Origin of the sequence: Pseudomonas sp. LAIL14HWK12:I1 (assembly GCF_003202095.1) — a bacterium.
Lineage (GTDB): Bacteria > Pseudomonadota > Gammaproteobacteria > Pseudomonadales > Pseudomonadaceae > Aquipseudomonas > Aquipseudomonas monteilii.
On sequence record NZ_QJKG01000006.1, the window covers coordinates 178542 to 190939 of the forward strand.

A 12398-nucleotide genomic window follows, 5' to 3' on the forward strand; every position below is an offset into this window, starting at 1 on the left:
CCTCGGTCAAATGCACAAAACGCCGGGCGGGTTGTTTGGGCAGATGCCTTCGTGGCGGTGCCTGCAGGCGCCGCGTCAATCAGCAGGCAACAGCTGCAACCCCAGGTACAAGCTAAGCATCCCCTCCATGCGCAGCGGGTCGACCTCACCCAGTTCGGCAATCCGTTCCAGGCGATAGCGCAGGCTGTTGCGGTGGATGCCCAAGGCATCGGCACAGGCCTGGCTTTGGCCGTCATGGGCACACCACGCGCGCAGGGTGCTGAGCAACTGCCCACTGTTGTCCTTGGCGCGAATGCGCTGCAACGGCTCCAGCAGTTCATCCAGCGCGTCATCGTTGCGATGCCGCCACAGCAGTGCCGGTAGCCGGTAGCGTTGCAGGCTGAGCAAACGCTCGGCGGGCAGTACCTCGCGCCCATAGGCCAGCAAGTCTCGCACCCGGCGATAACCTCGGCGCAGTTGCTCCAGGCTTTGCGCGGTACTGCCCAAAGCCAGGCGCTCCACGCCCCAACCGTGGCGTTGCAGGCGTTCGAGCAGGCGTGGCTCATCCAGCGTCACACCTGCGGGCCGACACCACAACAACGACTGCCGCGCCGGGCTGACACACCAGCTGTCCGGGTAGCGGCTGAGCAACCACGCAGCAAGTGCCTCGGCGGGTGGCCCCGAGGCCAGCTCGAACAGGCAAGGCACCCTTGGCAACTGCGGCTTCAGGCCCAGTTGCCGGGCTTCGTCGAGCAAGCGTGGCGAGTCGCCGCTGCCGCCTAGCAACAGCGCCAGCAGGTCATCACAACGCTGCCGTCGCCATTGCTGGTCGTCTTGCAAATGGCGCTGGGCCAGCAGCATCTCGGCGGTCATGCGTACCAGCTCGCCATAGGTGCGCACCTGTTGCGGGTCACCCGTCAGGCCCAGTACGCCCATCAGCCGGCCATCGAGCATCAGCGGCAGGTTCACCCCGGGCTGCACGCCCTTGAGGCATTTGGCCGCTTCAGTATCCAGTTCGACGATCCGGCCATTGGCCAGGACCAGTTGCGCGCCTTCATGTCGGGTGTTGATACGCTCCGGCTCACCACTGCCCAGGATCAACCCCTGGCTGTCCATGACATTGACGTTGCACGGCAGAATGGCCATCGCCCGGTCAACGATATCCTGAGCCAGGTCATGGTCGAGTTCGAACATTGCGGGGTCCTTTAGGAGTCAGGCTTTTGGGCTCGGGCACAGCAGCCTGGGCCGGGCACTGTGCAAAAGCACAAAGACAGGCCGGCCACAGTCCCCGAGACTCGTCAGGGCGAGCGCCGACACAGGCGACGCGGCGACAACCATAACAACAGAGAACCCGATCATGGCACACAGCCCCGCCCCTGACCAAGGCACGGACACCACCCGCAACGCGCTGTACCGGCGCATCACCCTGCGGCTGATTCCGTTCATTTTCATCTGCTACCTGTTCAACTACCTGGACCGCGTCAACGTCGGCTTTGCCAAACTGCAGATGCTCGACGCCCTGAAGTTCAGCGAAACGGTGTACGGCCTCGGCGCCGGCATCTTCTTCATCGGTTACGTACTGTGCGGTTTGCCAAGCAACCTGGCGCTCAACCGGTTTGGCCCTCGGCGCTGGATTGCACTGATGATGATCGCCTGGGGCAGCCTCTCCACCTGCCTGCTGTTCGTCACCACCCCCACCGAGTTCTACACCTTGCGCCTGCTCACCGGCGCCGCCGAAGCCGGCTTCTTCCCGGGTGTGGTGCTGTACCTTTCGCGCTGGTTCCCGGCGGCCCGTCGCGGGCGCATCATGGCCCTGTTCATGTCGGCGATCCCGGTGTCGGGCTTGCTCGGTGGGCCGTTCTCCGGCTGGATCCTGCAGCACTTCGCCGCCGGCCAACACGGCTTGGCCGGCTGGCAGTGGATGTTCCTGATCCAGGGCCTGCCAACCGTTGCCCTGGGCATACTGGCGGTGTTTCTGCTCAGTGACGGCTACCAGAAAGCACCCTGGCTGAGTACGGCGGAGCGCCAGCTGGTTGCAACCGACCTGGAAGCCGATGCTGCCAGCAAACCGAACACTACCGGCGACAGCGTACTGGCCGTTTTGACCAACCCGCTGATCTGGACCTTCGGCTTCGTCTACTTCTGCATCCAGAGCGGTGTGTACGCGATCAACTTCTGGCTGCCATCGATCATCAAGAACATGGGCTTCGACAACCCGCTGCTGATCGGCTGGCTCAGCGCCATTCCGTACCTGCTGGCAGGTGTGTTCATGATCCTCTGCGGGCGCTCGGCCGACCTGCGCAACGAGCGCCGCTGGCACCTTGTAGTGCCGATGCTGATGGGGGCTATCGGCCTGCTGATCGCGGTGAACTTCGCGGGTAACCCGACCATTGCCATTCTTGGCCTGTCGATCGCCACCATGGGCGCGCTGACCGGCCTGCCGATGTTCTGGCCAATGCCCACCGCGCTGCTCAGTGCCGGTGCCGCTGTGGCAGGTTTGGCCATCATCAACTCGGTGGGCCAGATGGCGGGGTTCCTCAGCCCGTACCTGGTGGGGTTCATCAAGGATCAGACCGGTTCAACCGATGCCGCACTGTATTCGCTGGCGGCGCTGATCGTGCTGGGTAGCCTGGTGGCCTTGCGGGTTACCCGGGCTGGTGCGCTGAGTACTGCCAGGGCCAGTTGAACCCATTCGCGGGCTCGCCCGCACCCACAGGACCGCCACAGTGTTCGAGCTTGTGGTGATCCTGTGGGAACGGGCAAGCCCGCGAACAGGCCAGCCCAGGCCACACACAATCCACACCCTCCACCGATCGTCAGCTCAACGCATCCCCTCCCCGACCCAGGCGTCAAATGGTTCCAAAGGCCCCTTTGGAGAAACCCCATGACCCAGCACGCCGTGGCCCGCCTTAGCCAGCTCGACGAACACCGTCCTCTGCGCGTTCAGGCCGGTAGCGAAGAACTTGTCCTCATCCGCCAGGGCGACCAGGTTCGGGCCTACCAAGGCAATTGCCCCCACGCAGGGGCTCCGCTCGACGAGGGTGTGGTTTGCGCTGGCCTGTTGGTCTGCCCTTGGCATAAAGCCGCCTTTGCGGTTGACGACGGGGTGGTCTGCGAGCCCCCTGCGCTGGCCGACCTGCGTCGCTACAAAACCTGGGTCAAGGGCGATGAAGTCTGGGTCGATGACCAGCCCCTGCCGGCAATCGAGCCGCCACGGCACAGCGATGCCCGCTGCTTTGTCGTGGTCGGTGCAGGCGCCGCTGGCAGCGCTGCCGTCGCCACGTTGCTGGCCCACGGTTTCGCCGGCCGGCTGGTGTGGATTGATCAGGAACGCCAGCCCGCCTACGATCGCACGGCCCTGAGCAAATTCGTGATTGCCGGGCAGATGCCGCCCGATGAAGTGCCCGCGTTGCTTGATGCCGACGCCTTGCGCAAGGGCCAGTTGGAGCGCAAGCACGGCAAGGTGCGCACACTCAACAGCCAGAAACGCCAGCTTACACTCGCCGACGGCCAACAGATCGATTACGACGCCTGCCTGCTGGCCACCGGCGGGAAAGCACTGCGCCCGGACATCCCCGGCGCCGACCTGCCCGGGGTGTTCACCCTGCGCTCACGGGAGGATGCCGCCCAGTTGCTCGATGCAGCCGAACCCGGCCAACCGGTGGTCATCATCGGTGACGGTTTCATCGGCCTCGAAGCCGCCTCGGCATTGCGCAAGTACGGCCTACAGGTGCATGTGGTCACCCGCCACGAAGTCCCCCTGGCCCGGCAGCTGGGTGAACGCATCGGCCGCAGCATCCGTGAGCTGCATGAGCGCAAGGGTGTCACCTTCCATGGCCCTACTGAAGTTCAGCGCATCGAGGGCCAGGACAAAGTCGAAGCCGTGCAACTGGCCAACGGAGAACGGCTCCAAACACCCTTGGTGCTGCTCGGCACGGGGGTAAAACCGGTCACTGCCTTCCTCCAAGGCGTGCCGCTGACCGAGGACAAGTCTGTGAGGGTCGACGCAGAAATGCGCGCTGCCGATGGCCTGTGGGCGGCGGGAGATATCGCCACCTTCCCGCTCACCGGTCGACCTGTGCGCATCGAGCACTGGCGCCTGGCCCAGCAACACGGGGTAATCGCTGCAGCCAACATGCTTGGCGAGCAGCGCCGCTATGCCGATGTGCCGTTCTTCTGGACTTACCAGCACGGCCGCACTTATGAAGTGCTTGGCCACGCCCGGGACTGGAACCGGGTCGAGTTCGTCGGTGAGCCGGAAAAAGGCGATTTCATTGCGCTGCAGTGTATGGATGATCGGGTTGAGGCCGTGGTCGCCAAGGGTTATTCCGATGCCATGGCAACGCTGTCGCAACGCATGAAACGCCCCTTGAGCCTGCAAGAGGCGTTGGCGCTAATTGGCTGAGGTCCGCCTTTCAATGCGCCCCGGTTGTGTGTAAAACAGCTGGATCAGCCGACTGATAAGGACCCAAGCGCATGATCTACCGCCCCCTCGGCCACAGTGGCCTGCAGGTTTCCGCCCTTACCCTGGGCAGCATGATGTTCGGCGAGCAGACCAGTACCGAGGACGCCCTGCGCATCATCGACAAGGCCTGGGACCAAGGCATCAACTTCATCGACACTGCCGACGTGTACAACGCCGGGCGCTCGGAAGAAATCGTCGGTGAAGCGGTGGCACGCCATCGCCAGGACTGGATCGTCGCCAGCAAGGTCGGCTTCGGCCCGGCCGATGGCTTGCCCAACCGCAGCGGGCTGTCGCGCAAACACATCTTCAATGCCCTGGAGGCCACCCTCACCCGCATGGGCATGGACTATCTGGACATCTACTACCTGCACCGCGAAGACCACAAGGTGCCGCTGGAAGAGACCGTGCAGGCCATCGGCGACCTGCTGCGCCAGGGCAAGATCCGCTACTGGGGCGTGTCCAACTTCCGTGGCTGGCGCATTGCCGAGGTCTGCCACATTGCCGAGCGCCTCGGGGTGCCCAAGCCGGTGGTGAGCCAGCCGCTGTACAACATCGTCAACCGTCAGGCCGAGCCGGAGCAGCTTACCGCTGCTGCCGCCCATGGCCTGGGCGTCGTGCCGTTCAGCCCGTTGGCGCGTGGTGTACTCAGTGGCAAGTATGCGCCGGGGGCCGTGCCGGATGCCGGCAGCCGCGCAGGGCGCCAGGACAAGCGCATCATGGAAGTGGAGTGGCGCCAGGAGTCGCTGGCCATCGCCCGGCAGATCCAGGCTTACGTCGAGGCCAAGGGCGTGGGAATCGTTGAGTTCGCCATTGCCTGGGTGCTGAATAACCAGCTGGTGAGCTCGGCGATTGTCGGGCCGCGTACCGAAGAGCAGTGGGACACCTATGGCGGTGCATTGGCGGTGAAGGTCACGGCGGAGGATGAGGCGTTCATCGACTCACTGGTGACGCCGGGGCATGCATCCACGCCGGGGTTCAATGATGTGGCGCATTACGTGAGCGGGCGGCGTGCACGGTCTTGACAACACGGCTGGTTGCTTGAGGCTGGTAAGCGAGTGTCGGCGTAATCATCACTGACTCAGGTGCCTACAAATGCTCTCACAGCTTCATTGTTACGCGCTAGAATATCAGCTGCAATACGTTCCCCCCATGCTTTGGTTACATTGGCACCGTACCCCAACTGCCAGAGCATGCTCAGCGCCATTTTTTGTTTGATGTCTACACCATCACTCCCTAGCTCTTTTATAACCTGATGCTGCACAAGCTCGTAAACAACCTTCGCTCTCTTTTCTGACGTCATTTCCTTAATTCCAAGGGTTTCGGAAAAAGCATCCCAGTGTTTTTTGTCTGCACCGCCATCCCAAGGTTGTTCAGCAGATAGCGCCGGCGTTTTCGTTTTGACACGACGGGTCGAACTGCGTGGCTCTACCCGCGAAGTGGTTGCCAGCAAAGTCGGGTCATCGATAGACTCTACTGCGACGTGGCGAGGCAGCCGACGGGCACCAGAACGCAAATTCTGATCGCGTCGGTAGGCTGAAACCTTGGCATACGAATGACCGCTGGGGTCGACATGGTTTATGGGGTCACCCGAGCAATATCCATAACTATTTAACCCGCCTTTACCAAATGGGCTGAAACTATCCGGAGTCGTGAAGCGCATGAGAGCGCAGCAGTAAAGACGAACGCCATTGCCTAAAAGATAGCCTTGAATGAGTGGCTCAAGCGCCTGCCCGTTAAATGCCAGTAATATCGCTGCGCTTTCGCTATTTGAATGACCATAAGCACTATAAGCTCGCACTCCAGTGATGCTGGTTGACTCATGGAGGCGGTATTCATGAGGCGGCGTTGTTACCTCGGCTGATTTTTTCATAGTTTATTCCTCATAAAAATACACTATTTAACGGTTTGGCTGCTTCATGATAAGTGATGACTGCCCCACCGGTAACTGTCAGAAATGCCAGTTCGCTTAAGTTTTCGTTCATACATGTTCATTGGGGAGCCCTGCGCCGGGCTCCCGGTCCCCCCTTTCCCCAATCACCCCGGTATCGTGCGCACCATTGGTTTTCCACCTCTGGAGCTGCAATGAAACTCTTGCAACCGCTGCAAATCGGCCCCCTCACCCTGCCCAACCGTGTCTTCATGGCGCCCCTCACCCGCCTGCGCAGCCTGGAGCCGGGCGATGTACCCACCACGCTGATGGGCGAGTACTACCGTCAGCGCGCCAGTGCGGGCCTGATCATCACTGAAGCCACGCAGATCTCCTTCCAGGCCAAGGGCTATTCTGGCTCGCCCGGCATTCATAGCGCCGAACAGATCGCTGCCTGGAAGCACATCAACGAAGGCATTCATGCCGATGGCGGCCACAGCGCCGTGCAGGTCTGGCACACCGGGCGGGTGTCACACACTTCTCTGCAACCTGGCGGCGAAGCGCCAGTGGCCCCTTCGGCACTTCCGGCAGGTGCGCGCACTACCCTGCGTGACGAGCAAGGCGACCTGATACGCGTAGAAACATCCGCGCCGCGGGCGCTCAGCGAAGCGGAAATTGCCGGTATTGTCGCCGACTTCGGCCTGGCCGCGATCAACGCCCGTGAAGCCGGGTTCGACTTCATCGAGCTGCATGCGGCCCATGGTTACCTGCTGCACCAGTTCCTTACCCCAAGTGCCAACCAGCGCGAAGACCGTTACGGCGGCAGCGTCGAAAACCGCGCACGTATTGTGCTGGAGGCGGTGGACGCGGCCGTTGCCAACTGGAGCGCCGAGCGCGTCGGCATCCGCGTGTTCCCGTTGGGTGGTTTCAATGGCGTGGACAATGGCGAAGACCAGGAAGCCGCCGGCCTGTATCTGATCCGCGAGCTGGCCAAGCGCAACCTCGCCTACCTGCACCTCTCCGAGCCTGACTGGGCCGGTGGCAAGCCATTGCGTGACGAATTCCGCCAGGCAATCCGCGCGGCTTACCCGGGCGTAATCATCGCGGCCGGTGCTTACACCGCCGAGAAAGGCGAAGACCTGATCGGGCGTGGCCTGATCGATGCCGTGGCGTTCGGGCGCAGTTACATCGCCAACCCGGACCTGGTCGAGCGGCTGCGGCTCCAGGCGCCGTTGAACGAGCACCGGGCGCAGTTCGACTATGCCAATGGGCCTGAAGGGTATACGGATTATCCGTTCCTGAAGCAGGCTTGATACAGAAACGGGAGCCCATATGGGCTAGTGCCAGTCCGGTAAGGTTTTTGGCTTGCACGTGTTCGGCTTTGGTGGTTTTTCGCCTGTGACATCGAGCGCCGCGCGGGCGGCGCTCGATGTCAGCAGCCCCACATGACTCAAGGCAGGCGCATGCAGGCCCAAAAGCCCCATTGCAGCCTAAGCGGCTTAACTGACTGGCATTAGCCCATAAGGGCTCCCGTTTTTTGTTGCCAATGCCGGCCTCCTCTCGGGCAAGCGCGCGAAGAGGCCGGTAGCTTTAACCGAGTTCCGCCAGCGCCTGCGCCGCATAGGCATGCGACCGCTGCCGCGCCAGCGGGTCATGGATGCGGCAATCGATCATCAGCTCATCCGCCCCGGTCTGCTCGATCAGCGAGCGCAGCCCTTCCCTCACTCGCTCAGGCCCACCCGCCACGGTGCAGGCCATCACCTGCTCCAGCACTGCACGCTCGTGCTCAGGCAGGCGTTGCACATAACCCTCCTGCGGCTTAGGCAACAGACCATAACGCCCCACATGCAGGTCCAGCATCCACTTGCGATGGGAGCTGGCCAGGTAATCTGCCTCGGCATCACTGGCGGCGGCGAAGAGATTCATGCCCACCATCACATAAGGTTTGGCCAACTGCGCCGAGGGCTGGAAGTTGGCCCGGTAATGGGCAATCGCCTGCAGCAGGTAACGCGGCGCAAAGTGCGAAGCGAAGGCGTACGGCAGGCCCAGCTTCGCCGCCAGGTCGGCGCCGAACAGGCTGGAGCCAAGGATCCACACCGGCACCTCGTGGCTGCCTGGCACGCCACGCACCCGGCGCTTGCCGTTGTCGGCCAGGTAGTCGCGCAGTTCGGCGATGTCCTGGCTGAAGTCACGTTCTGGCGCGGCACCGCGCAAGGCACGTACGGTCGGCCCGGAAGTGCCTGGCGCACGGCCCAGGCCCAGGTCGATACGGCCCGGGTGCAAGGTATCGAGGGTGCCGAACTGCTCGGCTATCAGCAACGGCGCATGGTTGGGCAGCATGATGCCACCCGCGCCAACACGGATGTGCCGGGTGGCGTTGGCGATTTCGTTGATCACCAGCGAAGTGGCCGCCGAGCCGATGCCTGGCATGTCATGGTGCTCGGCAATCCAGTAGCGGCTGTAGTGCTGTTGCTCGACATGCCGCGCCAGCTGGCGGGACTCTTCGATCGCGTCGGCGAAGGTCTTGCCTTCGCCGATCATGACCAGATCCAGTACGGACAGTGCAGTCATGGGGTCTCCAGGGGGATTATCAGTGGCTGCCAGTTTCCCTGCTGCGCCGCTAGCGATAAACCCAGGTTCAGGCCCGGTATAGGGGCCTGGCATTCCCCAATCAGTACTCCCAAGGCACGCCCGGTTCCCAACTGGCTACCAGCAAGTCGATGAACCCACGCACCCGTGGGGACAAGTGGCGTTTGCTCGGGTACACGATTCGGATAGGGTCTGCCGGCGGCCGATACGCCTGCAGCACTTCTACCAACGTGCCGGCGCGCAAGTCGTCACCGGTGATGTAGGTGGGCAGGTGAATCAGCCCGAAGCCTGCGCGGGCGCCGTCGAGCATGGCTTCGGAACTGTCGATGTTCAAACGGCCGGGGTCTTCGCACAGGTGCAGCCCCGCTTCGGTGTGAAAACGCCAGGGCATGGCCTTTTCACCTGCCAGGAACGCGATCTTGTCATGACCATAGAGGTCCGCTGGCACCCGGGGTACCCCGCGTGCTTCCAGGTAACACGGTGCGGCGCAGGTAACAAACTGCTGCCAAGCCACCGTGCGGGTCAACAACTGTGAGTCTTCCTTGGGTGCGCCAATACGCACCGCAACGTCTACGCCCTCCTCGACCAGGTCGACGAAGCGGTCGGTGAAACGGATGTCTGCGCGCAGTTCCGGCCACTGCTTGAGATAGCGATCCAGGATCGGAAGCACGTGACGTTGGCCGAACGAGAGCGGCGCGGTCAGGCGCAGGGTGCCTGTAGGCTTTCCGCGGCGCTGGGCCATGGTGCTTTCCACCTCATCCAGGTCATCCAGAATCTGCCGCCAGCGCTCAAAGGCCACCAAGCCTTCGTCGGTCAAGCTCAGCTTGCGCGTGGTGCGGTTAAGCAGGCGCACAGCCATGCGCGCTTCCAGGCGGGCGATGCTTTTGCCCACCGCCGAACGCGTCAGGCCAAGGCTGGCGGCGGCAGCGGTGAAGCTGCCAGCCTTGGCGGCACTGACAAAGGCGGCAATGTCGCCGAAGCGGTTGGGTTCCATGAGCGGGTTCCTGGAGTCATCGAACCGGCATAAATGGGGCCGAAGCCAGCTAATGCAAGGCCACAGGCTGGCTAGGGCGTGTTCGGGGCTGGCCTCATGTACGCGTCTGTCCAGGCGGCCAACGGCAGTGGTGGCTGCTGGTCGACAATACGCCGCCAGATCAAACGCAGGTCATTACCGTTGAACATCGAGCCAGGCCCGCTGCCTTGCCACCGCGAAGGTACGTCGGCAACCCAGTGTCCCTGGCGGTCACGGTGGGCCATGCTGAAACGGAAGGTGTAGTTGCCAGGGATGCCCATGCGCAAGTCGGTCACCACCAGCGCGTCGCCCACCTGGTCGTAGCGCAGCCAGTCATCGGTAAACCAGCGCAAACGCTGGTGCAAAGGGCTTCCTGCCAGTGCTTTCGCCAGCTGCAGATTACGCGGCAAACGCTGCATTTCAGGCGCTTGCCGGTCGAACCCGCTGCTGATGCCCTCGTAGTAATCACCCTCCGGGGTCTTGGCCAGTACTCGCCAGACCAGACTATTGAAAGCGATCGGCACGGCGCGCACTTCACTGGCGACAATGCCTTGCTGATCCAGCGCCGCCTGGAAGCGCTGCTCCGCCGCCATACGCCCGGCGAGGCCGAAACCCAGGTAAGCGGTACTGAACACCAGCGCCAGGGTCAGCAGACGTGTCGCCTTTGCGGTCACCCCCTTGAAGATGGCGTAGATAACCGCCGCCAGCAGCGGCAAGGTGTAGACCGGGTCGATGATGAACACCGCCGCCCAGCTTTGCGGGGTGACTTGCAGTGGCCAGAACAACTGCGTGCCATAAACCGTGAAGGCATCCAGCAACGGGTGAGTAACCAGTACCAGCCAGAACGCCACGAACAACCTGGACAAGGTGTAAGCCTTGCCAGGCCAGCATTTGTGGACCAGCCAGGCCAGTAGCAAGGCCAGCCCGGTAAGCACGAACAGCGAGTGGGAGAACCCGCGATGGTAGGTCATCTGCGACACCGGGTCGGCGTAGCGGATGATCACGTCCAGGTCGGGCAGCGTGCCCAGCGCAGCGCCATACAGCAACGCGCGCCGCCCCTGGATGCGGTCAAGCACGGTACCCTGCAGGGCCGCGCCGAGTACGGCTTGGGTGATGGAATCCAAGGGGCGCGCTCCTGAAAGGGATATTTGCGCAAGCTACCTTCATACGACCTCGGTGCGCAATTCCCTTGGCTGGCTCAGAACAGCTGCCAGGTGTACACCAACGTCAGGCGGTTTTCGTCGATGTCACTGCGGTAATTGGAGCGTGCCATGGCGTTCCTCACCCGAATCCCCAGCCCCTTCAGCACGCCGCTCTGCACGGCATAGCCAATGTCCAGGTCACGTTCGCGATCCCGCCCTTCGTAACCCAGCCCGGTATCGACATTGTTACCGGTTATGTACCGCACGGTCGCCGTCAGGCCGGGTACGCCCAGGGCGGCGAAGTTGTAGTCGTAGCGTACCTGGTACGAGCGCTCATCGGTGTAGGCAAACTCATACGTCGGCACCTCGTTACCCAACGGCGAAATGTTGGCGAATACCCGAGGGAACGGGCTATCGCCATAGATGCCCTGGTAGCCAGCATGGAAGCTGTGCCCGCCATGCCGGGCGGTGAACATCGAGAAGAACGCCTGGTTGTCGATATTGCCCAGCAGCGCATCGCCATCCTCACGCGCGGTGAAATAGCCCAGGTTTGCGCTAAGCACCCAGTCCCCTACTGGCTTGCTGTGCTTCAGGCCGATAAACCCTTGTTCATAGATGTCTTCCAACTGTCCGTACCATAGGCTGACGCTGCTCTGGTTGGCGTTGAACGCATAGTCCCCGCCCACATAGTTGAAGGCATCGCTTTCAGCCTGGCGCATCGGCACATGGCCGAGCATGGCGTTCATCTTGCCGTCGCCGCCTTCATTACGCAGGTGAGTGCTTTTCAGGTGGCCGGCCTGCAAGGTCAGCCCGTCGATTTCCGACGAACTCAAACTGGCGCCCTGGTATGTCGGCGGCAACAGGCGGATATCACTGAACGTCAGTACCGGCAGGTTGGGTTGCAGTTCACCGACGCGCAGTTCGGTCTTCGACAGGCGGGCCTTGAAGGTGGGCGCCAGGCGGCTGTACTCGTCGGCGGCACGGCCATCGCCATGCACCGGCAGCAGGCCGGTATTGGCCCGTTCGGGGCTGCTGTCGAGCTTGATACCCAGCAGGCCCAGCGCGTCCACGCCAAAACCGACGGTACCGGGGGTGTAGCCCGACTTGAAGTCGAGGATGAAGCCCTGGGCCCACTCCTCGGCCTTGGACTGCTTGTTGGCCCCGACGATGTCAGAGAAATCGCGGCTGAAATAGTAGTTGCGGGCACTCAGGGTGGCCTTCGAATCCTCGAAGAAGCCGCCTTCGGCAGCCAGCAGCGGTTGGCTGAGCAAAGTCAGGCCCAGGGCGACACAAGGGGTGTGATTCATTCCGAAGCTCTCTTGATCTTGTTTTTATGGGTAAAGC

10 protein-coding genes are annotated in these 12398 nt (G+C 62.5%); 4 read left to right on the top strand and 6 right to left on the bottom strand.

Annotated elements, in window-relative coordinates; genetic code table 11:
* Positions 1-75 precede the first annotated feature (75 nt).
* Positions 76-1173 carry a sugar diacid recognition domain-containing protein gene (locus tag D906_RS16905; RefSeq protein WP_019096244.1) on the bottom strand — a complete coding sequence of 366 codons (1098 nt, stop codon included), beginning with the start codon at positions 1171-1173 and terminating at the stop codon, positions 76-78.
* Between the two features lie 163 nt (positions 1174-1336).
* On the opposite strand from D906_RS16905, the gene D906_RS16910 reads away from it, so the two are divergent.
* From D906_RS16910 to D906_RS16920, 3 genes are all read left to right on the top strand, one after another.
* Positions 1337-2665 (top strand): MFS transporter, encoded by a 1329-nt coding sequence (locus D906_RS16910; RefSeq protein ID WP_019096245.1) that lies wholly within the window; start codon positions 1337-1339, stop codon positions 2663-2665.
* 198 nt (positions 2666-2863) lie between these two features.
* Complete coding sequence (locus D906_RS16915) at positions 2864-4384, top strand: apoptosis inducing factor family protein (protein ID WP_016715250.1); 1521 nt, start codon at positions 2864-2866, stop codon at positions 4382-4384.
* A gap of 71 nt (positions 4385-4455) precedes the next feature.
* On the top strand, positions 4456-5466 hold the full coding sequence (locus D906_RS16920) for an aldo/keto reductase (RefSeq protein WP_027615554.1): 1011 nt from the start codon (positions 4456-4458) through the stop codon (positions 5464-5466).
* A gap of 56 nt (positions 5467-5522) precedes the next feature.
* On the opposite strand, the gene D906_RS16925 is transcribed toward D906_RS16920, so the two are convergent.
* Positions 5523-6314 carry an RHS repeat-associated core domain-containing protein gene (locus D906_RS16925; protein ID WP_080587325.1) on the bottom strand — a complete coding sequence of 264 codons (792 nt, stop codon included), beginning with the start codon at positions 6312-6314 and terminating at the stop codon, positions 5523-5525.
* Positions 6315-6526: 212 nt separating this feature from the next.
* Here D906_RS16925 and D906_RS16930 point away from each other — a divergent pair, with 212 nt between their 5' ends.
* Positions 6527-7624 carry an alkene reductase gene (locus D906_RS16930; protein WP_019096249.1) on the top strand — a complete coding sequence of 366 codons (1098 nt, stop codon included), beginning with the start codon at positions 6527-6529 and terminating at the stop codon, positions 7622-7624.
* Between the two features lie 277 nt (positions 7625-7901).
* Here D906_RS16930 and D906_RS16935 read toward each other — a convergent pair whose 3' ends face one another.
* The 4 genes from D906_RS16935 to D906_RS16950 form a co-directional block, all read right to left on the bottom strand.
* On the bottom strand, positions 7902-8882 hold the full coding sequence (locus D906_RS16935; protein WP_019096250.1) for an LLM class flavin-dependent oxidoreductase: 981 nt from the start codon (positions 8880-8882) through the stop codon (positions 7902-7904).
* A 100-nt stretch (positions 8883-8982) separates the two neighbouring features.
* On the bottom strand, positions 8983-9894 hold the full coding sequence (locus D906_RS16940; RefSeq protein ID WP_019096251.1) for a LysR family transcriptional regulator: 912 nt from the start codon (positions 9892-9894) through the stop codon (positions 8983-8985).
* A gap of 71 nt (positions 9895-9965) precedes the next feature.
* Entirely contained in the window at positions 9966-11036 is a 1071-nt protein-coding gene (locus D906_RS16945; RefSeq protein WP_027615553.1) for a metal-dependent hydrolase, read from the bottom strand.
* A 74-nt stretch (positions 11037-11110) separates the two neighbouring features.
* On the bottom strand, positions 11111-12361 hold the full coding sequence (locus D906_RS16950; RefSeq protein ID WP_027615552.1) for an OprD family porin: 1251 nt from the start codon (positions 12359-12361) through the stop codon (positions 11111-11113).
* Between the last annotated feature and the right edge of the window lie 37 nt (positions 12362-12398).